The organism is Nocardioides sp. Root140 (genome assembly GCF_001426745.1).
GTDB lineage: Bacteria > Actinomycetota > Actinomycetes > Propionibacteriales > Nocardioidaceae > Nocardioides.
Genome location: NZ_LMFI01000010.1, coordinates 1,146,609 through 1,171,364 on the forward strand (window position 1 = coordinate 1,146,609; position 24,756 = coordinate 1,171,364).

Annotated in this window: 20 protein-coding genes; 9 read left to right on the forward strand and 11 right to left on the reverse strand. The window is 70.4% G+C overall.

Features of this window, described 5'->3' with window-relative positions; translation table 11 throughout:
* On the reverse strand, positions 1 to 1,749 hold the full coding sequence (locus ASD30_RS15795) for an NHL domain-containing thioredoxin family protein (RefSeq protein ID WP_082563974.1): 1,749 nt from the start codon (positions 1,747 to 1,749) through the stop codon (positions 1 to 3).
* 66 nt (positions 1,750 to 1,815) lie between these two features.
* Between ASD30_RS15795 and ASD30_RS15800 the strand changes: the two genes are divergently transcribed.
* Both ASD30_RS15800 and ASD30_RS15805 read left to right on the forward strand, forming a co-directional pair.
* The gene (locus tag ASD30_RS15800) at positions 1,816 to 2,622 is read left to right on the forward strand and encodes a maleylpyruvate isomerase N-terminal domain-containing protein (RefSeq protein ID WP_056683339.1); all 807 of its coding nucleotides are present in this window, start codon (positions 1,816 to 1,818) and stop codon (positions 2,620 to 2,622) included.
* Positions 2,619 to 3,542, forward strand: a complete 924-nt coding sequence (locus ASD30_RS15805; RefSeq protein ID WP_235532597.1) for an oxidoreductase — start codon at positions 2,619 to 2,621, stop codon at positions 3,540 to 3,542. The genes ASD30_RS15800 and ASD30_RS15805 overlap by 4 nt, the downstream gene beginning before the upstream one ends.
* A 290-nt stretch (positions 3,543 to 3,832) precedes the next feature.
* Here the strand turns inward: ASD30_RS15805 and paaN are convergent, their stop codons facing one another.
* The gene (gene paaN, locus ASD30_RS15810) at positions 3,833 to 5,509 is read right to left on the reverse strand and encodes a phenylacetic acid degradation protein PaaN (RefSeq protein ID WP_056683343.1); all 1,677 of its coding nucleotides are present in this window, start codon (positions 5,507 to 5,509) and stop codon (positions 3,833 to 3,835) included.
* Between the two features lie 67 nt (positions 5,510 to 5,576).
* On the opposite strand from paaN, the gene ASD30_RS15815 reads away from it, so the two are divergent.
* The 5 genes from ASD30_RS15815 to ASD30_RS15835 all read left to right on the forward strand — a co-directional run bounded on the left by ASD30_RS15815 (position 5,577) and on the right by ASD30_RS15835 (position 11,028).
* Positions 5,577 to 6,080 carry a GNAT family N-acetyltransferase gene (locus tag ASD30_RS15815; protein ID WP_056683346.1) on the forward strand — a complete coding sequence of 168 codons (504 nt, stop codon included), beginning with the start codon at positions 5,577 to 5,579 and terminating at the stop codon, positions 6,078 to 6,080.
* Positions 6,081 to 6,206: 126 nt separating this feature from the next.
* The gene (locus tag ASD30_RS15820; RefSeq protein WP_156388734.1) at positions 6,207 to 7,724 is read left to right on the forward strand and encodes a M1 family metallopeptidase; all 1,518 of its coding nucleotides are present in this window, start codon (positions 6,207 to 6,209) and stop codon (positions 7,722 to 7,724) included.
* Between the two features lie 87 nt (positions 7,725 to 7,811).
* Positions 7,812 to 8,801 (forward strand): NAD-dependent epimerase/dehydratase family protein, encoded by a 990-nt coding sequence (locus ASD30_RS15825; protein WP_056683350.1) that lies wholly within the window; start codon positions 7,812 to 7,814, stop codon positions 8,799 to 8,801.
* On the forward strand, positions 8,798 to 10,276 hold the full coding sequence (locus ASD30_RS15830; RefSeq protein WP_056683353.1) for a carboxyl transferase domain-containing protein: 1,479 nt from the start codon (positions 8,798 to 8,800) through the stop codon (positions 10,274 to 10,276). The genes ASD30_RS15825 and ASD30_RS15830 overlap by 4 nt, the downstream gene beginning before the upstream one ends.
* Before the next feature lie 41 nt (positions 10,277 to 10,317).
* On the forward strand, positions 10,318 to 11,028 hold the full coding sequence (locus ASD30_RS15835; RefSeq protein WP_082563870.1) for a GTP pyrophosphokinase: 711 nt from the start codon (positions 10,318 to 10,320) through the stop codon (positions 11,026 to 11,028).
* A 3-nt stretch (positions 11,029 to 11,031) separates the two neighbouring features.
* Here the strand turns inward: ASD30_RS15835 and ASD30_RS15840 are convergent, their stop codons facing one another.
* Positions 11,032 to 11,907: a serine/threonine-protein kinase gene (locus ASD30_RS15840; protein WP_056683356.1), complete on the reverse strand. Its 876-nt coding sequence runs from the start codon at positions 11,905 to 11,907 to the stop codon at positions 11,032 to 11,034.
* Between the two features lie 166 nt (positions 11,908 to 12,073).
* On the opposite strand from ASD30_RS15840, the gene ASD30_RS15845 reads away from it, so the two are divergent.
* Positions 12,074 to 13,525 (forward strand): PhoX family protein, encoded by a 1,452-nt coding sequence (locus tag ASD30_RS15845; RefSeq protein WP_056683359.1) that lies wholly within the window; start codon positions 12,074 to 12,076, stop codon positions 13,523 to 13,525.
* Between the two features lie 13 nt (positions 13,526 to 13,538).
* Here the strand turns inward: ASD30_RS15845 and ASD30_RS15850 are convergent, their stop codons facing one another.
* From ASD30_RS15850 to ASD30_RS15870, 5 genes are read right to left on the reverse strand one after another with little or no spacing between them, the layout of a single operon-like run.
* The gene (locus ASD30_RS15850; RefSeq protein WP_056683362.1) at positions 13,539 to 15,224 is read right to left on the reverse strand and encodes a dipeptide ABC transporter ATP-binding protein; all 1,686 of its coding nucleotides are present in this window, start codon (positions 15,222 to 15,224) and stop codon (positions 13,539 to 13,541) included.
* Positions 15,217 to 16,026 carry an ABC transporter permease gene (locus ASD30_RS15855; protein ID WP_056683365.1) on the reverse strand — a complete coding sequence of 270 codons (810 nt, stop codon included), beginning with the start codon at positions 16,024 to 16,026 and terminating at the stop codon, positions 15,217 to 15,219. The genes ASD30_RS15850 and ASD30_RS15855 overlap by 8 nt, the downstream gene beginning before the upstream one ends.
* Positions 16,023 to 16,982, reverse strand: coding sequence for an ABC transporter permease (locus ASD30_RS15860; RefSeq protein WP_056683368.1), 960 nt, complete (start codon positions 16,980 to 16,982; stop codon positions 16,023 to 16,025). The genes ASD30_RS15855 and ASD30_RS15860 overlap by 4 nt, the downstream gene beginning before the upstream one ends.
* Positions 16,982 to 18,547 carry an ABC transporter substrate-binding protein gene (locus ASD30_RS15865; RefSeq protein ID WP_056683373.1) on the reverse strand — a complete coding sequence of 522 codons (1,566 nt, stop codon included), beginning with the start codon at positions 18,545 to 18,547 and terminating at the stop codon, positions 16,982 to 16,984. Before ASD30_RS15865 ends, ASD30_RS15860 begins: the two co-directional genes overlap by 1 nt.
* A 26-nt stretch (positions 18,548 to 18,573) precedes the next feature.
* Entirely contained in the window at positions 18,574 to 19,743 is a 1,170-nt protein-coding gene (locus ASD30_RS15870) for an ROK family transcriptional regulator (RefSeq protein WP_056683376.1), read from the reverse strand.
* Between the two features lie 174 nt (positions 19,744 to 19,917).
* Here ASD30_RS15870 and ASD30_RS15875 point away from each other — a divergent pair, with 174 nt between their 5' ends.
* Complete coding sequence (locus ASD30_RS15875) at positions 19,918 to 20,856, forward strand: TauD/TfdA dioxygenase family protein (protein WP_056683378.1); 939 nt, start codon at positions 19,918 to 19,920, stop codon at positions 20,854 to 20,856.
* A gap of 78 nt (positions 20,857 to 20,934) precedes the next feature.
* Here the strand turns inward: ASD30_RS15875 and ASD30_RS15880 are convergent, their stop codons facing one another.
* Genes ASD30_RS15880 through pdhA form a run of 3 tightly spaced genes read right to left on the reverse strand, consistent with a single transcriptional unit; the run spans position 20,935 to position 24,580 of the window.
* Positions 20,935 to 22,443 carry a dihydrolipoamide acetyltransferase family protein gene (locus ASD30_RS15880; protein WP_082563872.1) on the reverse strand — a complete coding sequence of 503 codons (1,509 nt, stop codon included), beginning with the start codon at positions 22,441 to 22,443 and terminating at the stop codon, positions 20,935 to 20,937.
* A 2-nt stretch (positions 22,444 to 22,445) separates the two neighbouring features.
* On the reverse strand, positions 22,446 to 23,429 hold the full coding sequence (locus ASD30_RS15885; protein WP_056683381.1) for an alpha-ketoacid dehydrogenase subunit beta: 984 nt from the start codon (positions 23,427 to 23,429) through the stop codon (positions 22,446 to 22,448).
* Entirely contained in the window at positions 23,426 to 24,580 is a 1,155-nt protein-coding gene (gene pdhA, locus ASD30_RS15890) for a pyruvate dehydrogenase (acetyl-transferring) E1 component subunit alpha (RefSeq protein ID WP_082563873.1), read from the reverse strand. Before pdhA ends, ASD30_RS15885 begins: the two co-directional genes overlap by 4 nt.
* Positions 24,581 to 24,756 lie beyond the last annotated feature (176 nt).

Here is a 24,756-nt window from a genome sequence, read left to right on the forward strand (position 1 = left end):
TCAAGAATCCACGGCTCGCGCGCCAAGGGGGAGCACCAGGTCGGCCTCGCCGTCGGGCGTGATCCGGACCGGCACACCCCAGTCCTGCTGGTGCATGTGGCAGGCCGCACCCTCGCCACCGTCGGCGTCGCAGGACGCGGCACGCGCGGCCACGTGCAGGACCCCCTCACCCACCATGGAATCGAGCTCGAGGGTGCGCACGAGATCGGTGGTGCGTCCGTCGCCGCCACGGATCAGGGACGGCGGCGTCGCGGTCACGATCAGCTGACTGGACGGGCCGAACCTGTCGTCGACCTTCTGCCCGGGCGGCGGCGTGAACGGGACGCGCAGCTCGACCGTCGCGCCGATCTCGGTGACCGGCCGCTGGGTGCGGGCCTCGAAGCCCGTGTCGGCGCCGGTCGACTCCAGTGACACCTCGACGACGCGGTGCGCGGCCGACTCGACGACGTACGCCGTGCCTCCGTCGACCAGCAGGCCCGACGGCTCGCCGAGCCCGGTGGCGATCGTGGTCAACTGACCCGTGGCCGGGTCGAAACGGCGCAGCGCGCCGTTGTAGGTGTCGCAGACGCCGATCGTGCCGTCGGGGAGTACGGCGACGCCCAGTGGGTGCTGGAGTCGTGCGTCGTCGCGCCCGCCGTCCTTGAAGCCGAAGTCGAAGAGGCCGTGGCCGATGGCGGTGTGCACCTCCCCCGCGTCGACGTACCGCAGTGACGAGGTCTCGGCGTCCGCGAGCCAGAGCCGCTCGCCGTCGGCCGCCAGTCCGCTGGTCTGCGCGAACCAGGCATCCTCGAGTGGTCCGTCGAGCAGGCCTTCGTTCGTCGTACCTGCGGCGACCGCGACGTCACCGGTGCGCGGGTCGAAGGTCCAGAGCTGGTGGATGCCGGCCATCGCCATCCAGACGTTGCCCTGCCACCAGGCGACGTCCCACGGGCTGGAGAGCCGCTCGACGCCGTCGCCCTGCATGGCCTGGGTGCCGTCGCCGGCCAGCGTGCGGACCTCGCCGGTGGCAAGGGTGAGGCCGGCCAGCCGGTGGTTCACGGTGTCGGCGACCACCACGTCGTAGCCGACCTCGGCGGCCACGTCGTCGGGCAGGAGGCACAGCCCGTTGGGCTCGCGGAAGCCGTCGAAGCGGCGTACGACGACCTCGCCGTCGAGCTCGACGACCTGGTGGTGGCCCGCGTCCGCGACGAGGAGGTGGCCGTCGGGCAGCGCGATCGCCCTGGCCGGGAAGCGGAGGTCGGTCTGCTCCGGCTCCGGCGGGACGTACGGCGAGTCGCCCGGCTGCAACGTGCCCTTCGCACCGTGCGTCTCGACGAGCTCACGGACCATCGCGGAGATCGCATGGGCATGGCCCTCGCCGGCGTACTGTGCGACGACGTAGCCCTCGGGGTCGATGAGCACGAGCGTCGGCCAGGCCCGCGCGGTGTAGGCCTGCCAGGTGACCAGCTCGGGGTCGTCGAGCACCGGGTGCGCCACGGCGTACCGCTCGACCGCGGCAGCGAGGGCGTCGGGATCTGCCTCGTGCACGAACTTCGGCGAGTGCACCCCGATGATCACCAGCTCGTCGGCGAACTCCTCCTCGACCTCGCGCAGCTCGTCGAGGACATGCAGGCAGTTGATGCAGCAGAAGGTCCAGAAGTCGAGCAGGACGATGCGGCCGCGCAGGTCGCGCAGGGTCAGCGGACCGTCGGTGTTCAACCAGCCGCGGCCCCGGAGCTCGGGGGCGCGGACGCACGGACGGCTTCCCATGCCGCCCATTGTGACAAGCGGCTCAGAGGCCGGACGCCGTCGGGTGCCGCCGATAGGCTCGGCCCCATGACTGACGAGCAGCGACTTGCCGGATACGTCGAGGCCTGGTGGCAGGCGATCGGCGACTTCACCACCCTGTTGGAGGAACTCGACGAGGTCGACTGGAAGCAGGCGACCGACCTGCCCGGCTGGAACGTCCAGGACGTCGCCGCGCACACCGCCCACCTCGAGGCGATCCTGGCCGGTGCCCCCGAGGAGACCATCGACATCGGCGAGCCCGAGCACGTCACCGGGCTGATGGGGCTCTACACCGAGCAGGGCGTCGTGGCCCGGCGCGACCGCACGCCCGACGCGCTGATCGACGAGATCCGCCAGTCCACGACGAAACGCCGCACCGAGCTGCTCGCGGACCCGCCGACCGACGGCAAGGCCAAGCCGTCACTGGTCTTCGGCGGCGTCCCGTGGGACTGGAACACCCTGTTGCGCAACCGGCCACTAGACGTGTGGATGCACGAGCAGGACGTCCGCCGGGCCACCGGTCGCCCCGGCGACATGGACACCTCACCAGCGCGTCACACCACCGACTACATGCTCGAGGCGCTGCCGATCATCGTCGGCAAGCGGGTGGCCCCGGCGACCGGCACGACGGTCGTGATCGACGTGGTCGGCAGCGAGGAGAAGGCCGTGTCCGTCGGTGACGACGGTCGGGCCTCCGTGGTCGACGTGCCGTGGAACCCGACGTCCCGGATCACCATGGGCCGCGAGGCGTTCATCGTGATGGCTGGCGGTCGTCGTACTCCCGAGGGCATCGAGCTGCACGGCGACGCCGCCCTCGGCCAGGCCGTGGTCGACGCGTTCCGGACCACGCCGTGAGCTGGGACCTGTCGCAGATGCCCGGCCAGGCAGGCCGCACGATCCTGGTCACCGGTGTCACCAGTGGGCTCGGCACCCACACCGCCCGCGAGCTCGCCCGACGCGGCGCCCGCGTGGTCCTGGCCGCCCGGTCCGCCGACAAGCTGGCTGCCACGCGTGCCGCGCTGCTCGAGGAACTGCCCGAGGCCGCGTTCGAGGAGCTGGTCGTCGACCTCTCGTCACTGGAGTCCGTACGCCGGGCCGCCGCCGAGGCCGAGCGGTTCGGTGCACTCGACGTGCTCGTGCACAACGCCGGCGTGATGGCCACGCCCGAGCGCCGTACCGTCGACGGCCTCGACCTGCAGATGGGCACCAACCACTTCGGCCCGTTCCTGATGACCGGCCTGCTGCTGCCCCAGCTGATCGCCTCGGGCGACGGTCGCGTGGTCAGCGTGGCCTCCAACGCGCACCACCTGACCAAGGTGGCGCCGTTGTGGGACCCGCGCGAGCCGCAGGGCAGGTACAAGCGCTGGGTGGTCTACTCGCAGTCGAAGCTGGCGAACCTGCTCTTCACCTACGAGTTCGACCGTCGGGCCCGGGCAGCCGGCATCCCGGTGCGGGGCCTGGCCGCGCACCCCGGGTACGCCGCGACCCACCTGTTGTCCTACGGCCAGACGCTGAAGGGATCCGGCGGGTTGACCAGCATCCTGGACGCCGCGATGAAGGCCGGTGCCCAGTCCGCGGAGATGGGTGCCCTGCCCACGCTGATGGCGACCACCGACGACCTTCCCGGCGGCACCTACTGCGGACCCGGCGGCCTGCGCCAGATGCGTGGCCTGCCGCGGGTCGTCGGCTCCAACCGGCTCTCCCGCGACGAGGAGAACCAGCGCCGCCTCTGGGAGATCTCGGAGAAGACCGTGGGCCTCACCTACCCCTTCTAGATAGTGCGGCCCAATTGGGTCAATGCCCCGCCTACTCGGTCCGATCGGACCTAGTGTGCGGCCTACTCGGTCCGATCGGGCCGGAGCGCCGAGTGCTCGCCAAGGTGCCCGATGCCTCGGGCCGCCTCGCGCTCCGGGGCGGCCCTCGGTGGTCGCGGCCGTCGCGAACAGGCGCCGAGAGACGCAGTTTGGCTCTGACGGAGCCGTGTACGGGTCCAAACTGCATCTCTCGCGGTGGGCGCCGCCGGAGGTGCGTCGCCCCGGAGGCTCGTCCCAAATTCAGCAGCCTCCTAGACGTGGCGGCGGGACTGCACGATCCGGAAGCGCGAGGCGACGTACGCCCCATCGGTGTAGGACGCGTTCGCGGCCGGGTTGGCGCCGGTGCCGTGGAAGTCGGAGAACGCGGCCGACTGGTTGACGAAGACACCGCCGAGCAGGTTCTCGCTCAGCGCCACTCCGGCATCCAGAGCGGCGTCGCGCATCGACGCGATGACGGCGTCGTCGGTCGAGTAGACCGCCGCGGTCATTGCGCCGTGGCGCTGCACCGTGTCGCGGAACAGGTCGATCGACTGGGCGGTGTCGGCGGTCGAGATCAGGTAGGCGACCGGCCCGAAGCACTCGCTCTCGTAGACGTCGGAGTCGTCGGCGCTCAACCCGACCAGCGTGGGCGTGCGCACCGTCGCGTCGGCGTACGCCGGGTGGGTGACCTCGCGGGACGCGACCAGCACGTCACCACGCTCACCGGAGCCCGCGCCGGCCAGGCGCTCGAGCACGCCGGGGTTGACCACGCCACCGAGCAGCTCGACCGCGCGCGCGTCGTCGCCGAGCAGCTTGCCGAGGGCAGCCTCGATGCCGGCGGACACCTCGGCCGGACTCTTGGTGCCCTCGTCGGTCGCGATGCCGGCCGAGGGCAGGTAGATGTTCTGCGGGGCGGTGCACATCTGGCCGGAGTAGAGGGCGAACGAGAACGCCAGGTTCGCGCACATCGCGCCGAAGCTCGACGTCGAGTCGACCACGATCGTGTTGACGCCGGCCTTCTCGGTGAAGACCGTGGCCTGGCGGGCGTTGAGCTCGAGCCAGTCGCCGAACGCGTTGCCGCCGGTGAAGTCGATGAGCCTCACCGCGTGGTGCAGGGCGAGGTTGGAGGCGAGCTTGTCGGCCGGGTCCTCGGCGGCGAGGGTGACGAGATTGGCGTCGAAGCCGGCCTCGGCGAGCACCTCCCGGCAGACCTGCACGGTGATCGCCAGCGGCAGCACGGCCTGCGGGTGCGGCTTGACCACGACCGGGTTGCCCGTGACCAGCGACGCGAAGAGCCCGGGCCAGGAGTTCCACGTCGGGAAGGTGTTGCAGCCGATCACCAGTGCCACGCCGCGGGGCACAACGGTGAAGGTCTTCTCCATACGCAGCGGCTCGCCGCGACCGGGCTTCTCCCACAGCGCCGTCGCCGGGGTGCGGGTCATCTCGGCGTGCGCGTAGGCGATCGCCTCGAGGGCACGGTCGAGGGCGTGTGCGCCACCGGCCTGGAAGGCCATCACGAATGCCTGGCCGCTGGTGTGCTGCACCGCGTTGGCCAGCTCGAAGACGCGCGCGTGCAGCCGGTCGAGGATCTCGAGGCAGACGCCGGTGCGGGCGTCGGGGCCGGCGTCGCGCCAGGCCTTCATGCCTGCCGCAGCCGAGGCGAGCAGTGCCTCGACGTCGTGGGCGCGCGGGTAGCTCACCCCCAGGTCGAAGCCGTACGGCGACCGCTCGGTCGCCACCGTTCCCTCCGCACCGGGTGTGGTCAGCGGGAAGTCCGTGCCGAGCCACGCGTCGAAGGCGGCCTTGCCCTCGGCGGCGGCGTTCTCGCCGTAGACCTTGGGCGAGGGCGACTCGTTGAACGCGGAGTAGTAGCCCCGGCTCACGCATGCCGCCTTGGCCTGGTCGAGGCGCTCGGAGTGGCGGGCGAAGAACTCAGTCTGTGACACCATCCCGCCACTGTGGCACACGAGTGTAAGACCGCCAACTCAGGCACTGGTGGCCAGTAGCCTGCCGCCCATGCCCCTCCTGCGTCCGATCAGTCCCGGCGACCACGCGTTCGTCCTGGACCTCAACCACCGCAACGTCGAGCTGCTCTCGCCGATGGACCAGACCCGCCTCGACACGCTCCTCGGCTGGGCCGACCGCGCCGACATCATCGAGCACGACGGAGAGCCCGCCGGCTTCGTGATGACCTTCGCCCCGCGGTCGTCGTACGACTCGGAGAACTACCTGTGGTTCACCGGGCACTACGACACGTTCTACTACCTCGATCGGATCGTGCTCGACCAGCGCTTCCGCCGCCTCGGCCTGGGCAGGCGGGTCTACGAGGAGCTCGAGCGCGTCGCGGCGGCGTACGACCGGATGGTGCTGGAGGTCAACATCGACCCGCCGAACCGACCCTCCCTCGACTTCCACCGGCGTCGCGGCTACGACGAGGTGCACCGCCTGGGCAGGGCGCACGTGGTGGCGCTGATGGCGCTCGAGCTGGCCGCCCGGCCCCAACCACGGAGCGGAAAGTAGCGGCGCGGGAACCCGATGATGGGGCAGACTCGTCCCATCACTCCCGCCGCACTCCGCGGTTGAAGCCCGGTCATTGCGGGTAGAGGGGCGCCGTCGCGTTGGGCGGCGCTGATGAAGGGGATCTTCGTGAAGACCAAGTGGATTGCGGTCACCGCGGTCGTGGCGGCTGCCGTGGTGGCACTGGTGGCGGTGCTCGCCCTGGGCCTCATCGGAGGCGAGGGAGACAGCGAGGCGTCGGCCGGCAAGGCCGCCAGCCCCTCCGGCGGATCGACCACGGACGACACCGACGACCCGGACCCGGGCTCCGACACCGACCCCGAGGACCCTGCGTTCAAGGCGGCCGAGAGCAGGACCGTCGAGGACAGCCTCTACCCCAACGTCGGCGACCCGATCGTCGACTCGCTCCACTACGGCCTCGACCTGACCTGGGACCCCGAGGGCAAGAAGCTGACCGGCAAGGCCGAGGTCGCGTTCCGGGCGACGGCCACCCAGCAGGAGTTCCAGCTCGACTTCGGTGAGGGGCTCGAGGTCACCGCAGCCACGCTCGACGGCACGGATGTCGATGTCTCCCACCCGGGCAAGGACCTGGTCGTCAAGGCCCCGGTGACGAAGGGCCAGAAGTACCTCCTCGTCGTCGAGTACGACGGCACGCCGGTTCCTGCCGACGCACCGACGACGCGCAGCGACTTCTCCACGACCGGCTTCACCATCACCGACGACGGCGACGTGTGGACGATGCAGGAGCCGTACGGCGCCTACACGTGGTACCCGGTCAACGACCAGCCCGCCGACAAGGCGTTCTACGACTTCACCATCACCACCCCCGCCCCGCGCATGGGCATCGCCAACGGCACGCTGACCTCCCAGAAGGAGGTCGACGGCAACACCGTGAGCACGTGGCACCTCGACAGCGCCGCGTCGTCCTACCTCGTGACCCTGGCGATCGGGGAGTACCAGAAGACCGAGGACGAGTCGGCCAGCGGAGTGCCGCTGACCTACTGGACCGAGGTCGGCGACGACCGCGCACTGAAGGCGATGCGCTACACCCGCGAGGCCGTCGACTTCCTCGAGAAGAAGCTCGGGCCGTTCCCGTTCACCTCGCTCGGCTCGGTGGTCGTCGACTCCGAGAGTGCGATGGAGACCCAGCAGATGATCACCTACGGCAACAGCGACTACACGCTCTCGCCCGAAGTGGTCGTCCACGAGATCGCGCACCAGTGGTACGGCGACATCACCTCGCCCAGCGACTGGAAGGACGTGTGGATCAACGAGGGCATGGCGATGTACATCCAGGGCGTCTTCGAGGCCGAGCAGACCGGCCGCACCATCGACGAGGTGATGGACGACTGGGCGACGTACGAGACGCAGTACCGCGCCACCGCCGGCCCGCCCGGCAACTACGACCCGCGCACGTTCGGTGAGAGCAACATCTACTACGGCCCCGCCCTGATGTGGGACGAGCTGCGCAAGAAGGTCGGCGACGACCGGTTCTGGGCGATGGTCCGCAAGTGGCCGACCGTCCACGAGCAGGGCAACCCCACCCGCGAGCAGTACCTCGACTGGGTCGAGCAGGAGACCGGCGAGGAGCTCACCGACTTCTTCGACGCCTGGCTGATGGGCACGAAGACCCCGAAGCGCAGCTGATCCCACGCTGCTGACAGCGACTGCGCTGACAGCGAACGGCGGCCGGTCTCCCTTGTGGGAGGCCGGCCGTTTCGCTTTCGTGGGGGCATGAAGATCCTGGTGCTGGGTGGCACGGTGTTCCTCTCGAAGGCGGTCGCGGCCGCGGCGGTGACGCGGGGCCACGAGGTGACGTGCGCCTGTCGGGGCACGTCGGGCCGGGTGCCCGACGGTGCCCGCCACGTCGTGCTCGACCGCGACTCGCCCGACTGGTCAGCCCTGGAGACCACCGAGTTGTTCGACGCAGTCGTCGACGTGGCCCGCCACCCGTCCCGGGTGAGGGACGCGGTGGCGACTTTCCCCAGCGCCCATTGGGTTTTCGTGTCCACGATCAACGTCTACTCCGACGACTCGATCCCCGGTGGCACGCCCGACACCCTGCCCTTGCACCAGCCGATCACCACCGACGAGGATCCGATGTCCGGGCCCGAGGTCTACGGCGCGATGAAGGTCGCCTGCGAGCAGGTCGTGCGCACAGGTGCATCCTCGTCGACCGTGATCCGGCCGGGCCTGATCGTGGGCCCGGGTGACCCCAGCGGCCGGTTCTCCTACTGGCCGCCGCGGGTGGCCGAGGCCGGTGAGGTGCTGGCACCCGGCTCCCCCGACGACCCGGTGCAGGTGATCGACGTGCGTGACCTGGCGGAGTGGATCGTCACCTGTGCCGAGCAGCGCACCACCGGCATCTTCGACGGCACCGGACACATCACCACGCGCAGCGCGTTCCTCGACGAGGTGGCCCGCGGCGTCGGCGCCCAGCCGTCGTGGACGTGGGTCGGCCAGGAGTTCCTCGCCGAGCAGGACGTCGACCCGTGGTCCGGCGACCGCGCGCTGCCGGTCTGGCTCCCGCTTCCGGAGTACGCCGGCCTGATGTCCCACGACGTGGCCGCGTCGTACGCCGCCGGACTGCTGACCCGACCGTTGGCCGACACCGCGCGCGACACGCTGGCCTGGCTGCGCGCCACCCCCGACGCGACGACCACAGGTCTCAGTCGCGAAGACGAGTCCGCGGTGCTGCACGCCTGGCATAACCTCGGCGAGTGACCTCGACGCGTCTCTCCGCACACCAGCTGATCGACCTCGTCCTCGACGACCGGTCGTGGGCCTCGTGGGACACACCGCCGGCACGCCGCGACGTCGGCGAGGAGTACGCCGCACAGCTCGCGGCCGCTGCTGGGAAGGCCGGCACCGACGAGTCCGTGATCACCGGCGAGGGCCGGATCCGCGACCGCCGGGTCGCCGTGCTCGCCGGCGAGTTCGGCTTCCTGGCCGGGTCCATCGGGCGCGACGCCGCGGACCGGCTCGTGGCCGGCATCGAGCGCGCCACCGCCGAGGGACTGCCGTTGCTGGCCGCCCCGATCAGCGGCGGGACCCGCATGCAGGAGGGCACCCCGGCGTTCGTGCAGATGGTGCGGATCAGCGCGGCCGTCGCCGCCCACAAGAACGCCGGCCTCCCCTACCTCGTCTACCTGCGCAACCCCACCACCGGCGGCGTGATGGCCTCGTGGGGTTCGCTGGGCCACGTGACCGTGGCCGAGCCCGGTGCACTCACCGGCTTCCTCGGGCCGCGGGTCTACGAGGCGCTCTACAGCCGGCCGTTCCCCGAGGGCGTGCAGACGGCGGAGAACCTCCACGCCCACGGCATCATCGACGCCGTCCTGCCGCCCGAGGCCCTGGCCGACATCGTCGACCGGGCGCTCAACATCCTGCTCGCCCCGCGCCACGGCATCGCCGCGGTGCCCGACCCGGTCGACGACCCGATCCCCGACGTCGACACGTGGGACGCCGTACGACGCTCGCGCAACCCGGAGCGCCCCGGCGTACGACGCCTGCTGAAGTACGCAGCCACGGACGTCGTGCCGCTCAACGGCACCGGCCAGGGCGAGGCCGACCCCGGGCTCCTGATCGCGCTGGCCCGGTTCGGCGAGGCACCGTGCGTCTTCCTCGGCCAGGACCGTCGCGGGCAGACCACCGACCACCCGATGGGACCGGGCGCGCTGCGCGAGGCACGCCGCGGCATGCACCTCGCCGTCGACCTGGGACTGCCGCTGGTGACCGTGATCGACACCCAGGGTGCGGCCTTGTCCAAGGAGGCCGAGGAGGGCGGGCTGGCCGGAGAGATCGCTCGTTGCCTGGCCGACCTGGTCACGCTCGAGGCACCGACGCTGTGCCTGATGCTCGGCGAGGGCAACGGCGGTGGCGCCCTGACCTTCCTGCCGGCCGACCGGGTGATCGCGGCCCAGCACGCCTGGCTCTCGCCGCTCCCGCCCGAGGGAGCCAGCGCCATCGTGCATCGCGACCTCGACCACGCTGCCGAGATGGCACGCAGCCAGCAGGTGCACGTGATCGGCCTGCACCAACGCGGCATCGTCGACCGCATCGTGGCCGAGAAGCCGGACGCCGCGGAGGAGCCGGAGGAGTTCTGCCACCGGGTCGGCGGCGTGCTCGAGTTCGAGCTGGCCCGGCTGCTCGACTCCGGGCCGGGGTCACCGGCCGAGCGCACCGCCCGCTATCTCTGAGCCTCGATCACCGGCTACCGGGCGTCCCGGATACTGGGGCCATGAGTGAACCGGCAACCTCCGCGCCCCGAGTCGACCTGCTCCGTGGGCTCATCGAGGGAACCACCGACCCTGCCGAGGCCGAGCAGAGCCTGCGCGAGATCCAGGCCGAGCTGGCCGCCTTCCGGCTCGAGTACTCCTGCGGCATGGAGGAGGTCGCGACCAAGATCAACATCCTGCGCCAGGAGTTCGAGCAGACCCAGGACTTCGGGCCGATCGAGCACGTGAAGACCCGGCTGAAGTCGATGGACAGCCTGGTCGACAAGATGCGGCGCATCGACTGCCCGCCCGACCTGGTCACAGTGCGCGAGCGGATCCGCGACATCGCCGGCATCCGGGTCACCTGCGCGTTCGTCGAGGACACCTACCGCGTCGCCGAGATGCTGACCCGCCAGCCGGACCTGACCGTGCTGGAGACGAAGGACTACATCGCCACCCCGAAGGCCAACGGCTACCAGAGCCTGCACCTGATCGTGGAGGTGCCGGTCTTCCTCTCCGACCGCTCGATCAACGTGCCGGTGGAGCTGCAGATCCGCACGATCGCGATGGACTTCTGGGCCAGCGTCGAGCACCGCATCTACTACAAGTACGACGGCGCCGTGCCCGACGACCTGCAGCAGGCGCTGCTGACGGTGGCCAGCACGGCGTCCGACCTCGACGGCCAGATGGGCCGGCTGCGCGACGAGATCCAGTCGCTGGCCACGTCGGAGTGACGCTCAGACCGACCGCACGGCGTCCCTGAACTCGACGACGTCGGCGAACCTGTCGGCCGGGTCCTTGGCCAGCGCGCGGGCCAGGATCGCGTTGAGCCTCGCGACCACCGGCTGGTCGCCGGTCAGCTCCGGCACGGGAGCGGAGATGTGCGCGCTCATCAACTGGTAGTCGCCGGTGCTCCAGGCGTACGGCGCCTCGCCGACGAGCACCGCCCACAGCAGGCAGCCGAGGGCATAGACGTCGCTGGCCGTGCTGGCCTCGACACCGTGGTGCAGCTCCGGTGCCATGTACGACGCCGTACCGAGCATCCCGGAGGCCTTGGTCAGGTCGGAGTCGGCCGTCCGGGCGATGCCGAAGTCGGCGAGGTAGGCCCGCACCTGGCCGTCGCGACGGCTGAGCAGCACGTTGGCCGGCTTGATGTCGCGGTGCACCAGGCCGGCCGCATGCGCGTCGACGACACCGGAGGCGACCTGCGCGACGAGGTCGAGGGCCGTGGCCAGGGGCGGGGTCCCGTTCGCGCGGAGTGCGGCGGCAAGGTCACCGTCGGGGATCAGCTGGGTGGCGGTCCACAACAGTCCGTCGTGCTCGCCGTGGTCGTGCACCTGGACGACGTACGGCGAGCGCAGTGCCGCCTGGGCCCTGGCCTCACGGGAGAAGCGCGCCCGCATCACCGGGTCGTCGGCATGGCGCCGCGACATCACCTTGAGCGCCACCGGGCGGTCCAGGGAGAGCTGGGTGGCCTCGTAGACCACGCCCATGCCCCCGTGTCCGAGGGTGCCCTCGATGCGGAAGTCGCCGAGCACCGAGCCCGGCCCGAGGGCAGAGGTGTCGAGGGCGGCGGCGGCCGGCCGTGAGGCGGAGGCACGGGTTGCGGACATGACTCCACCCTCGTGAAATCGGGCACGCGCCACATCCGTACGCGTACTCAGGTCGCCAGGGAGTACTCACTCAACCGGTGCGGCGTACCGAACTCTGGGGGTGGAAGGGCCGACAACTCGGTCATAGAGTGATCTGGGTCACACACACCAGACCCCGGGAGCAACCATGCCGATCGAGCGCCGCACCCTGCTCAAGGCCACCCTCGCCGCAGCCGCAGCCGGACCTTTCGCGGGCCTGGTCGCCGCGCCTGCCGGGGCGCGCACGTCCGCACGACCGTTGGGGCTGGTGCCGATCAAGGACCATCGCGACGGAATCGTGCGCCTGCACCTGCCCCGGGGCTTCAACTACCGGTCGTTCCACGACACCGAGTTCCCGGTGGTGCTCGACGACGGCACCCATCTGCCGGGCAGGCACGACGGGATGGGAGCGTTCGTCGGCCCCGACGACACGGTCGTGCTGATCCGCAACCACGAGGTGAACGGCCCCGGCGCACCACTGGGCCCCGGCCCTCTCTACGACCCGATGACTGCCGGAGGGACCACCACCATCCAGGTCACCAAGCAGGGCGAGGTACTCGCCGCACACAACAGCCTCGCCGGGACTCAGATGAACTGCAGCGGCGGAATCATGCCCTGGGGCGCGTGGGTCACGTGCGAGGAGACCGTGAACGGCCCCGACGTCGGCGCAGACTTCACCGGTGCTCCCAACACCAGCCTGACCAAGCGACACGGCTTCGTCTTCGAGGTGCCGTTGCACGGGGCAGCGACCGCAGAGCCGATCACCCGAGCCGGGCGCTTCGCACACGAGGCGGTGTCGTTCGACCCGACCGAGGGCGTCCTCTATCTCACCGAGGACAACTTCGGCTTCCCGTCAGGCTTCTACCGCTACCGCCCGCGCACGAACCCGATGACGAGCGGCTCCCTCGACAACGACGGCACCTTGGAGATGCTCGCCGTCGTCGGCACACCCAACGCGCACCTCGAGGCCAATCAGGTCCAGGGAACCACCTACCCCGTCGCCTGGGTGCCGATCGCCGACCCCGACCCGTCCTTCCCCTACACGCCCGGCCAGCCGGCGCCCACCACCAACGACGAGGCCATCTCGTACGTCGGCGACCAGGGTCGCGCCCAAGGTGCCGCCCTCTTCTCCCGCTGCGAGGGACAGGTGTACGACGACGGCGTCGTGTACTTCACCGCAACCCAGGGCGGCGGCCTCGCCGCGCCGTACCCCTCAGGCCCGGCGCCGACCGGGTTCGGCAACGGCACCGGGCAGGTGTGGGCCTACGACACCAAGGCGCAGACACTGACCTGCATCTTCCAGTCCCCCGACGACGACGTGCTCGACTTCCCCGACAACATCACCACCAGCAACGACGGCACCCTGGTCATCTGCGAGGACAGCGCCGGCGACAACTTTCTGCGCGGTCTGACCCGTGACGGCGAACTGTTCGACATCGGCCTGAACAGGTTGCGCAGCAGCTCGGGCGCACCGCGGTTCGGCGACGAGTTCGCCGGGTCGACGTTCAGCCCTGACGGCCACACGCTCTTCGTGAACATCCAGGCTTCACGAGGCATGAGCTTCGCGATCTGGGGTCCGTGGGCGTCGATCGGAGTCTGACGCCGCCGGCCGCTCAGCCGGCCCGGCGGCGGTTCGCCTCGACCACCTGCTCCGTCGTACGCCGGGAGGGGTCGGGCACCGGGACCGCCGCGAGCAGCCGCTGCGTGTAGGGGTGCGAGGGTGTGCCGAAGACCTGCGCGACCGGTCCGCTCTCGACGACCTCCCCGTGTCGCAGCACGGCCACCCGGTCGGCGACCGAGTTGACGACCGCCAGGTCGTGGCTGATGAAGACGCAGGCGAAGCCGAACTCCTTCTGGAGGTCCCGGAACAGGGCGAGGACGTCGGCCTGCACCGACACGTCGAGGGCGCTGGTCGGCTCGTCGGCGATCATCAGCCGCGGCTTGAGCACGAGGGCGCGCGCCATCGCGATCCGCTGGCGCTGACCACCGGAGAGCTCGCGCGGGCGGCGGCGGGCGACCTCCGCCGGCAGCCGGACCGCCTCCAGCAGCTCGGCGACCCGGGCCGCGCGTTCGGCCGGCGTACCGACACGGTGGATGTCGAGCGGCTCCCGGATGCTGGCACCCACCGACATCCTCGGGTCGAGGGAGGCCTCCGGGTCCTGGTGCACGAAGGCCAGGTCCCGGCCCAGCTCGCGGCGACGCGCGGCCGAGGCGGCGAAGAGGTCCTCACCGTCCAGTCGCACGGTGCCGCCGGCCAGCGGCACGAGCCCGGCGGCGAGTCGGCCGAGCGTCGTCTTGCCGGAGCCGGACTCGCCCACCAGGCCAAGGACCTCTCCGGGCGCGAGGTCCAGGCTGACCTGCGTGACTGCGGGGAAGGCGCGGCCCCTGCGCGACGACCCGTAGGCGACGGAGACGGACTCGTAGGAGAGCGCCGGGTGCTCCGCCGGCGCTTCGGGACCCGGCACCGAGTGCACGTAGTCCCCGGCCTCGGGCAGGGTCAGCACCGAGTCGAGGAGCTGCCGCGTGTAGGCGTGCTCGGGCGCCCGGAAGAGCTCGGCGGTCCCGCCAGACTCGACCACGTCTCCCTGGCGCAGCACGACGACCCGGTCCGCCACCTCGGCGACGACTCCCATGTTGTGCGTGATCAGCAGGATGCTGGTGCCGGTGTTCTCACGGATGCGACGCAACAGGGTGAGGATCTCCGCCTGGACGGTCACGTCGAGGGCCGTGGTCGGCTCGTCGGCGAGCAGGAGCTCCGGCTCGTTGGCCAGCGCCAGGGCCAGCACGACGCGCTGCTTCTGGCCGCCCGAGAGCTGGTGGGGGTAGTGGTCGATCCGGCGCTCCGGCTCGGGGATCTCCACCTGCTCGAGCAGCGCGAGGGCCCGCGCCCGGGCGTCGCGGCGGCTGATCGACCCGTGCGCGCGCAGGACCTCCCGGAGCTGCCACCCGATGGTGCGCACCGGGTTGAGCGCGGTCTGCGGCTCCTGGAAGACCATCGCGATCCGTCGACCGCGCACTTGCGAGAGCTCGCGCTCGGAGAGCCCGAGGAGCTCCTGGTCGTGGAAGCGGATGGAACCGGAGGCCCGGGCACCGGGAGGGAGCAGGCCGAGTACGGCGCGGGCGGTCATCGACTTGCCCGAGCCGGACTCGCCGACCAGGGCGAGCACCTCGCCCTGGCGGATGGAGACCGAGATGTCGTTGACCGCCGGGCGGGGCTGGGCGAACGAGATCGCCAGTCCCTCGATCGTCAGGACGTCACGCGTCCCGGTTTCTTCGGTGCTTCCGACGGGGTCAGTCACGGTGGGCCTCCGACAGGGACTGGGAGATGAGGAGCAGGCCGAGCACGAGGACCAGCACCAGGGCCAGGGGTCCGAGTGCGAGGAACGGGGCGTCGTACATCAACGTCGTGCCGTCCTTGATCAGGGAACCCAGGGACGGGTTCGGCGCCTGGACGCCGATGCCGAGGAAGCTCATCGCCGCCTCGATGAAGACGGCCACCGACATCGACACCGCGAGCTGCACGGTGAGTGGCTCCAGCGAGTTGGGCAGCACGTGACGACGCAGCACCCACAACGGTCCCGCGCCGGCCACCTGTGCGGCCTCGACGTACGGCATCTCGCGCACGGTGCGCACCGACGTACGCACCAGCCGGCCGAAGACCGGGATCTCCAGGGCCACGATCACGATCGCGATCGTCCACACACCGGGGCCGATGAAGGCGGAGAGGGCGATGGCGAAGATCAGCGTCGGGAACGCGAGCACGACGTCGAAGATCCGCTGCGTGAGCACGTCGGCGACGTTCCACCAGGCAGTCAGGAGTCCGGTCAGGACGCCGATCGCGGCACCGACCGGCACCGCCACGAAGACCACCAGCAGGTCGAGGCGGATGCCGCTGAGCGTGCGTGACAGCACGTCGCGGTTGACCTCGTCGGTGCCCAGCCAGTGCGACGGCGACGGCCCCACGAGGTTGGCCCCCTCGATCTGCTCGAGCGGGCCGTACGGCGCGAGGAGCGGGCCGACCAGCCCGAGGAGGAGCACGAAGCCGACGAGGCCGAGACCGGCCAGCGCCTTGGGCCGGGTCAGCTGGCGAGACGTGGTCATCGGGCACCCCCGATCCGGATCCGCGGATCGAGCCACGCCTGCAGCACGTCGGTGAGCAGCTGGGTGACCACGAAGACCGCCACCGACAACAGCAGGAGCACCTGGACCACGGGGTAGTCGCGCCCGGAGATGGCCAGCTCGATCAGGCTGCCGAGGCCGGGCCAGGTGAAGATCTGCTCGACCAGCACGGCACCACCGAGCAGGGTGCCGACCTGGATCCCGAGCACGGTCACGGCCGACGGGAGGGCGTTGGGCAACGCGTGGCGCACCACGAGACGGGTCCGCGAGACCCCCGCCGCCCGGGCGGTCGTGATGTAGGGCTGGCGCAGCTGGGAGCGCAGGGCCTCGGTGAGGAACCGGCTGAGGCCGGCCCACACCGGCAGCGCCAGGCAGAACGCCGGGAGCAGGAGGTACTGCACGGAGATGTCGGGCCGGGCCAGGTATCCCTCGGGTGGAGTGCCACCGGAGGGCAGCAGTGGGAAGACCACCGCGAAGACCAGCACGAGCAGCAGGCCGCTGGCGAAGGTCGGCAGGGCCAGCCCGATGGTGTTCACGGCGTTCAGGGCCGCGTTGAGCCAACGGCTGTCGCGGATCACCGCCACCAGCGAGGTGACCAGGGCCAGGACCAGTGCGATCAACAGGGCCGCGACGGTGAGCACCACCGTGTTCAGGGCACCGTTGCGCAACAGGTCACCCACGTCGCCGCCGATGCGGTAGGACTGGCCGAGGTCGAGGCGGAACAGGCCACCCAGCCACGAGACGTACTGCGACCAGAACGGCTTGTCGAGGCCGAGGTCGGCGCGGATCGCGTCGCGGGACTCCTGGGTCGCGTCCTGCCCGGCCAGGGCGTCCACCGGGTCGCCCGGGATCAACCTCAGCATCAGGAAGATCAGGAACGAGGCGGCGAAAAGCACGCCCACGGCCGACGGGATCCGGCGTACGAGATAGGACAGCATCACTGGTCCTTCCAGGCATCGCGGGCGATGAGCTCGGTCCGCTTGGTGTAGTCGATGTCGTGGATCGCGCTGGTGGTCACCAGCCGGGGCCAGAACGTGACGAGGTCGGTCAGCCACACGTTGTCGACCATGTCGGCGTTGAGTCCGGCGTACGCCCGCTTGGCCTTCGGCCCGTCCGGGGCGGCGGCCGCCCATGCCTGGTCGGCGTGCGCGGCATAGCCGGGCGACAGGAAGTTGGAGGCGTTGTGCTCCGCGTTGAACGGGTAGGCGCTCACCGGCAGGGTGGCCGGGGTGTACTGCGCGTAGGTGTGGCCGAAGATCCAGAGTCCGTCGTAGTCGGCGCCGACCAGGCGTTGGTACATCTGCGCGTACTCCACCGGCTCGAGGTCGACGGTGATGCCGACGTCGTCGAGGTTGGCCTGCACGATCTGGGCCACGGCCTCGGCCGTGGGGTCGCCCGCGATGTACTGCAGGGGCAGGGAGGCGACCGAGCCGAGTCCGTCGACGAGCTCCCTGGCCTTGTCGACGTCCCGGTCGTAGTGGTGCGCCGCCTTCTCGTCGTACGCCGGGGAGCCGGGCGACCACGACAGGTTCTGGGCGATCCCCTCGCCGCGGTAGACCTCGTCGAGGATGCGCTCGCGGTCCACCGCGAAGGCCACGGCCTGGCGCAGCCGCACGTCCTTCAGGTCGGGGTTCTTCAGGTTGAAGCCGACGTAGGTCTGCTGGGTCGCGCCCTCGAAGTCGAGCACCTCGTACTTCGGGTCCTTGCTGAACGTCTCGGCGTCACGGGCGGTGGCGCCGAGCAGGAGGTCGTACTGCCCGGACCGGATGCCGGCCGCCTGGGCCTGCGGGTCCGGGACGATCTTGACGTCCACCCCGTCGAGGTGCGGCTTGCCGCCCCAGTAGTCGTCGTTGCGGCTGAAGGAGATCTCCGAGTTGGGCTTCCACTCGTCGAACCTGAAGGCGCCGGTGCCGTTGTAGCCGGTGCCGGCCTTGACCTGGCTGAAGGTGTCCTTGTCGACGATCGGCACGATGTCGAGCAGGTCGAGGATGTTGCTCAACGGGCGGTCGAAGGTGAGCGTGATCGCGTGCGGGTCCGAGGTGTCGAACCCGGTCACCGCCGCCGCCGTGCGCTGCAGCTGCACCGCCCACTTCGGGTCGGCGATGGTCCGGATCGAGAACTTCACGTCCTCGGAGGTGAACGGCTTGCCGTCGTGGAAGCGCACGTCGTCGCGCAGCTCCAGGTGGATCGAGCGGCCGTCCTTGGCGACCTTCCACGAGGTGGCCAGCGCGGGTCGGGCCTCGAGGCTGTCGTGGGGGTATTCCACCAGCGAGTCGTAGACCAGCCCGATCACGGCGTTGCCGCCGTTGCTCGACTGGCCGAACACGGAGGCGGGGATCAGGTCGGTCAGGGCCGCGACGCGCAGGGTGCCCCCGTCGACGGGCTCCCCGGACGAGCGTCGGCGCGCCTGCTCGCCCACGGCCGACGTGCACGCGCTCAGCAGGCAGAGCGCCACGGCCGCGGTCAGCAGGCGGAGCCAGGCTTGGCGGTGTGGGACGTTCACGTGGTTCCTCTCGAGGGTGGAGCCGGTCAGGCCGTCGTACGACGGGTGGCGCGGGGCCGGCGGTGCGTGGGCAGGGCGGCCAACGGGTCGTCATAGACCGGGCCGAGTGCGATGGTGCAGGCGGCGAGGGCCTGGATCTCGGTTCCGAAGCGGGTGAACGAGAGCTCGATCGGCGGCAGCGCGGTGGCCGATCCGAAGGCGGACACCACCTCGTCGAGCACGCCGGGGAAGCCGGTGAACGCCTGGCCCACCAGGATCATCCGATCGGGGTTGACCATGTCGCGGACCACGGCGGCGATCTCGCCGAGCAGTCGGGCCCGGTCGGCCAGGAGACGCCGGGCCGCCGGGACCCCGTCGGCCGCGACACGGTGCACCTCGTCGATCTCGGCCCGGGGCACGACGCCGGCGTCGTGTGCCAGGCGGGCGACGGTGTGGTCGCTGACCGCTGCCTGGAAGCACCCGGTGCGGCCGCAGCCGCACGGCACCGTGGAGCGGGTCGGGAAGTGGGCCAGACTGGCGACCCGCGAGACCTCGGTCTGCTCACCCTTGTCGGCGGCGACTGCGAAGCCCGCGGTGTTGCGGGCGTAGAGGTAGGCGGTCACCCCGCCGGTTCCATGGCGCCGGTGGATGAACTCGGCCGCGGCCACGGCCGCGATGTGGTCCGAGGTGGCCACGTCGAGGCCGAGGACCTCCTGGAGCTGTTCGGCGGTGCGGTTTCGGTCGAGACGGAGCTCTGCGAAGGGAGCAACCAGCCCGGCGGCCAGTGGCACCCTGCGGGGCAGGTCGCGCAGCATGTCGATCACCTGCTCCCCCACCCAGGTGAAGTCTGGAACGTCGTGGGGTTCGCGCTCACGGGTGCGGCTCACGATCACCTGACCGGCCAGGTCACCGAGCGCGACGGTCAGGAGTCGGGTGCCCAGGTGGACCCCGACCACGACGTACTCCTCCGGGTCGACCTCGACCGGAAGGCCGGGCCGGCCGGTCGCGCCGACGGTGACGAGGTCCGGTCGTTCGCGCAGCACGCGCCCCTCCACCAGTGCGTTCACGTTGCGGGTGACCGTGGCCGGGCTGAGTCCGGTCGCCCGGACCAGCTGCTCCCGGGTGACCACACGTCCCCCTCGGACCTGCTCCAGCAACCGGCCCGAGGCGGAGCCGAACCGGCCGCGGGCCAGGGTGACGAACGGTGACCGGAGCATTGACCCCCCTCGTTTCTTAAATTCCTATGGACTTACTCATATTAAGCACCCGGCAAGCGCCTTCCCGGCATCCCGCCACCATCCGGACGCCTTCGGGTCATGGTGACCGGAAGCCTTGAGCGGGGCTCCTCGGCGACTCATGGTGAAGTCACCCATCGCATCCAGGAGGACTTCATGACCATCAGCATCGACCGCCCGCAGACCGGGATCGCCGTCCAGAAGCTGGGCGGTCGCATCGGCGCCCGCATCGACGGCGTGACGCTGGGCGCCGGCCTCGGTGACGAGACGGTTGCCGCGATCAGGGCCGCACTGCTCGAGCACAAGGTGGTCTTCTTCCGGGGCCAGCAGCACCTCGACGACGAGGGCCACATCGCCTTCGCCGAGCAGCTCGGCTCGCTGACCACCGCCCACCCGACCGTCAACACCGGCAGTGCTCGCGTGTTCACCCTGACTGCCAACAAGGGGATGGCGGCCAACAGCTGGCACACCGACGTCACGTTCGTCGACCGGATCCCTGCAATCAGCATCCTGCGCGGGGTAGTCATCCCCGAGTACGGCGGCACCACGAACTGGGCCAACACCGTGACGGCGTACGACGCCCTGCCCCCGGCGCTGCGTGCGCTCGTCGACAACCTGTGGGCCGTGCACACCAACGACTACGACTACGCCGCGCAGGCAGAGAACGGGGTCGCCATCGAGCAGCAGGACAAGCTGTTCACCCGCTCCGACTTCGTCTCCACCAAGTTCGAGACCGAGCACCCGGTGGTGCGGGTGCACCCGGAGACCGGCGAGCGCTCCCTCGTGCTGGGCCACTTCGTGAAGCGGTTCGTCGGCTTCAACCAGAAGGAGTCGGCGATCCTGTTCAACCTGCTCCAGGACCGTGTGACCAAGCTGGAGAACACCATCCGGTGGACCTGGCAGCAGGGTGACGTGGCCATGTGGGACAACCGCGCCACCCAGCACTACGCGGTGGCGGACTTCGACACGCAACCACGCGAGGTACGTCGCATCACGGTGGCCGGTGACGTCCCCGTGAGCATCGACGGGCGCCGCAGCAACCCGATCACCGGCGACGCCGGGACGTTCTCCGACGTGGCCGCTCTCGTCAGCTGACCCTCGCAGCGACTGCCACGACAAAGGGCGCGCTGACCTCCCACGCAGAGGTCACCGCGCCCTTCGGCGTTCAGCAGGTCAGAACAGCAGGGCGCTGGCCGGGTCCTCGAGGATGCCGGCGACGTCGGCGAGGAAGCGTGAGCCCTTCTCTCCGTCGACGTGGCGGTGGTCGAACGACAGCGCCAGCGTGGTCACGTCGCGCACGCACAGCTCGCCGTCCGCGTCGACCCACGGCTTCTTCTTGATGGAGCCGAAGCACAGGATCGCGGACTCGCCCGGGTTGATGATCGGCGTGCCCGCATCGACCCCGAAGACACCCACGTTGGTGATCGTGAAGGTGCCACCACTCATCTCGGCCGGCTGGGTCTTGCCCTCGCGCGCGGTCTTCGTGAGCGCGTTGAGGCCCTCGGCGAGCTCGAGCAACGAGAGCTGTTCGGCACCCTTGACGTTCGGCACGACCAGGCCACGCGGCGTTGCGGCGGCGATGCCGAGGTTCACGTAGTCCTTGAACACGACCTCGCCGGCCGGCTCGTCCCAGAACGAGTTGATCTCCGGCGTACGCCGCATCGCCAGCATCACCGCACGGGCCAGCACCAGCAGCGGCGAGACCTTGACGTCCTTGAACTCGCGACGCTTCTTGAGGCGGTCGACGAACTCCATGGTCGAGGTGACGTCGATGGTGACCCACTCGGTGACGTGCGGGATCGTGAACGCGGAGTTCACCATCGCCTGGCCCATCATCTTGCGGACGCCCTTGATCGGCTCGCGTCGCTCCCCACCTGCAACGGCCGCCGAGGCACTCCCGCTGGTTGAGGAAGGCACGCCGCCTTCGTTGGTCGAGTAGCGAGCGCCAGCGAGCGTATCGAGACCCGCACCACTCGCCGCGGCCTGCACGTCGTCACGCGTGACCGTGCCGTTGGGTCCAGTGGCGCGCAGCGCGGCCAGGTCGACCCCGAGATCCTTGGCCAGCTTGCGCACCGGCGGCTTGGCCAGGGCGCGTACGGCGCCCGGATCGGTCGCCGAGGCGGGCACGAAGGCCGGCGTCTCGAACTGCGGGGACACGGCGGACTGCGACGGAACGGCCGGCTCGTCGGCCTCGACCACCGGCTCGGACTGCGCACCGCCGGGCGCGAAGGCACCCTGCAGCTGCATCTGGGTGGCCGCCGCCGACTCGGTCGACGGGGAGGCCGAACCCTTGCGGGGACGGCGAACCGGGCCACGCTCGGCCTTCATGCGGCCGACCAGGCTCTCGCCCTCGCCGCCACCGCTGGCGGCCGGGTTGGAGAGGTCGATCTCGCCGATGTCGCGGGCCGGGGCCTCGCCGGACGGGGCCGCCGGGGCCGGGGCCTCGTCGGGGTCGCCGACGGAGATGATCGGGGTGCCGACCGGGATCATCTCGCCCTCGGGCACCAGCAACGCCAGCACCGTGCCGGCGTACGGCGAGGGCAGCTCGACCAGCGACTTGGCGGTCTCGATCTCGACGATGATGTCGTTGACCTCGATGACGTCGCCGACCTTCACCTTCCAGGCGACGATCTCGGCCTCGGTGAGGCCTTCACCGACGTCGGGCAGCTTGAACTCAGCCATGCTCAGAACTCCAGGGATCGGTCGACGGCGTCCAGGACCCGGTCGAGGTCGGGGAGGTAGTCCTCCTCGATGCGGGACGGCGGGTAGGGGGTGTCGAACCCGCCCACGCGCAGCACCGGCGCCTCCAGGTTGTAGAAGCACTTCTCGGTGATGCGTGACGCGACCTCGGCACCCATGCCGAGGTTCACGTGCGCCTCGTGGACGATGACGGCGCGGCCGGTGCGGCGTACGGAGTCGAGGACCGGACCCATGTCGAGCGGCGAGAGCGTGCGCAGGTCGATGACCTCGAGCGACTTGCCCTCGGTCGCCGCGGCCTCGGCCGCCTTCATCGCGGTCTTCACGGTCGGCCCGTAGGCCAGCAGGGTGAGGTCGGTGCCGGTCTTGACCACGCGCGAGGTGAACAGCGGCTCGGGGGTGATCGACTCGTCCAGCTCGGCCTTGTCGGCGTGGTACTGGCGCTTCGGCTCGAGGAAGATCACCGGGTCGTCGCAGGCGATGGCCTGCTGGAGCATCCAGTAGCCGTCGACCGGGTTCGAGCAGGCCACGACCTTGAGGCCGGGGGTGTGCGCGAACTGCGCCTCCGGCGACTCTGAGTGGTGCTCGACCGCGCCGATGCCGCCACCGAACGGGATGCGGATGACCATGGGCATCTTGGTGTTGCCCTTGGAGCGGAAGTGGATCTTGGCGACCTGGCAGACGATCTGGTCGTACGCCGGGTAGACGAAGCCGTCGAACTGGATCTCGACGACCGGGCGGTAGCCGCGCATCGCCATGCCGACCGCGGTGCCGACGATGCCGGACTCGGCCAGCGGCGAGTCGATGACGCGGTCCTCGCCGAAGTCCTTCTGGAGGCCGTCGGTGATGCGGAAGACGCCGCCGAGCCGGCCGACGTCCTCACCCATGATGAGGACCTTGGGGTCGTCTTCCATCGCCTTGCGCAGCCCCATGTTGAGGCCCTTGGCGAGGGTGATCTTCTGGGTGCTCATGAGTGGGCCTCCTCGAAACCGGCGGTGTAGGCCGCGAAACCGTCACGCTGCTCGGCGAGCTCCGGGGGGATCTCGTCGTAGACGAAGTCGAAGATCGCGTGCGGGTCGGGGTCGGGCAGTGCCTTGCAGCCCTCGCGGAGCCGGACGCCGAGGTCGTCGGCCTCCTGCTTGACCGTGTCGAGGAAGCCGTCGTCGACCAGACCGTTGCGCTTGAGGTAGGCCTCGACGCGGGCGATCGGGTCCTTCAGCTTCCAGTGCTCCACGTCGGCGGAGAGCCGGTAGCGGGTCGGGTCGTCGGTCGTGGTGTGCGCACCCATGCGGTAGGTGTAGGCCTCGATGAGGGTCGGGCCCTGTCCGTCGCGGGCCCGCTGCAGCGCGGCCTTCGTGACGGCGTACGTCGCGAGGACGTCGTTGCCGTCGACGCGGACGCCGGGGAAGCCGAAGCCGAGAGCCCGCTGGTAGAGCGGGATGCGGGTCTGTCGCTCGATCGGCTCGGAGATCGCCCACTGGTTGTTCTGGCAGAAGAACACGACCGGCGCGTTGTAGGACGCGGCGAAGATGAAGCCCTCGTTGACGTCGCCCTGTGAGGACGCGCCGTCACCGAAGTGGGCGATCACGGCGGCGTCGCGCTCGGGGTCACCCGTGCCGACGACGCCGTCGCGCTGCATGCCCATGGCGTAGCCGGTGGCGTGCAGCACCTGGGCGCCGATCACGATGGTGTACTGGCCGAAGTTGTTGTCGTTGGGGTTCCAGCGGCCGTGGTCGACCCCGCGGAAGAGACCCAGCAGGTCGAGCGGGTCGACCCCGCGGCACCAGGCGACGCCGTGCTCGCGGTAGGTCGGGAAGACGTAGTCCTGCGGACGCAGGGCGCGGCCGGCGCCGATCTGGGCGGCCTCCTGGCCGAGCAGCTGTGCCCAGATGCCGAGCTCGCCGTGGCGCTGGAGCGCGGTGGCCTCGGTGTCGATGCGGCGGGTGAGGACCATGTCGCGGTAGAAGCCGCGCAGTTCCTCGGCGGAGAAGTCCATGTCGAACTCTGCGTGGTGGACACGCTCTCCCTCGGGCGTCAGGAGCTGGACGAGCTCCGGCCCTCCGTCCTGCTGTGAGGGACCGAAGACCTCGACGAGGTCTGGCCCGAACTCTGCATGGGACACGTGTGCACTCCTTCTCTTCGCCGGCCTGCGGGGTCACCGAGGCAGGGTGTGGGAACCGCGTCACGAACGCGTCGAAGTGGTGGTACGGCGTGGACGTGACGGTCTATCCGGCACCGGGAACCGTCTGTGACGGGAACCACACTGCCGTTCTCTCAAGGTACCCGTCCAGTCGGCCC

Excerpts from the sequence above, each read along its gene's own strand:
- ASD30_RS15860 (WP_056683368.1), bottom strand. The coding sequence starts at position 16,982 with ATGCTGTCCTATCTCGTACGCCGGATCCCGTCGGCCGTGGGCGTGCTT.
- ASD30_RS15800 (WP_056683339.1), top strand. The coding sequence starts at position 1,816 with ATGACTGACGAGCAGCGACTTGCCGGATACGTCGAGGCCTGGTGGCAG.
- ASD30_RS15855 (WP_056683365.1), bottom strand. The coding sequence starts at position 16,026 with ATGACCACGTCTCGCCAGCTGACCCGGCCCAAGGCGCTGGCCGGTCTC.
- ASD30_RS15875 (WP_056683378.1), top strand. The coding sequence starts at position 19,918 with ATGACCATCAGCATCGACCGCCCGCAGACCGGGATCGCCGTCCAGAAG.
- ASD30_RS15840 (WP_056683356.1), bottom strand. The coding sequence starts at position 11,907 with ATGTCCGCAACCCGTGCCTCCGCCTCACGGCCGGCCGCCGCCGCCCTC.
- paaN (WP_056683343.1), bottom strand. The coding sequence starts at position 5,509 with ATGGTGTCACAGACTGAGTTCTTCGCCCGCCACTCCGAGCGCCTCGAC.
- ASD30_RS15885 (WP_056683381.1), bottom strand. The coding sequence starts at position 23,429 with ATGAGCACCCAGAAGATCACCCTCGCCAAGGGCCTCAACATGGGGCTG.
- ASD30_RS15825 (WP_056683350.1), top strand. The coding sequence starts at position 7,812 with ATGAAGATCCTGGTGCTGGGTGGCACGGTGTTCCTCTCGAAGGCGGTC.
- ASD30_RS15845 (WP_056683359.1), top strand. The coding sequence starts at position 12,074 with ATGCCGATCGAGCGCCGCACCCTGCTCAAGGCCACCCTCGCCGCAGCC.
- ASD30_RS15870 (WP_056683376.1), bottom strand. The coding sequence starts at position 19,743 with ATGCTCCGGTCACCGTTCGTCACCCTGGCCCGCGGCCGGTTCGGCTCC.
- ASD30_RS15835 (WP_082563870.1), top strand. The coding sequence starts at position 10,318 with ATGAGTGAACCGGCAACCTCCGCGCCCCGAGTCGACCTGCTCCGTGGG.
- ASD30_RS15880 (WP_082563872.1), bottom strand. The coding sequence starts at position 22,443 with ATGGCTGAGTTCAAGCTGCCCGACGTCGGTGAAGGCCTCACCGAGGCC.
- ASD30_RS15815 (WP_056683346.1), top strand. The coding sequence starts at position 5,577 with ATGCCCCTCCTGCGTCCGATCAGTCCCGGCGACCACGCGTTCGTCCTG.
- ASD30_RS15795 (WP_082563974.1), bottom strand. The coding sequence starts at position 1,749 with ATGGGAAGCCGTCCGTGCGTCCGCGCCCCCGAGCTCCGGGGCCGCGGC.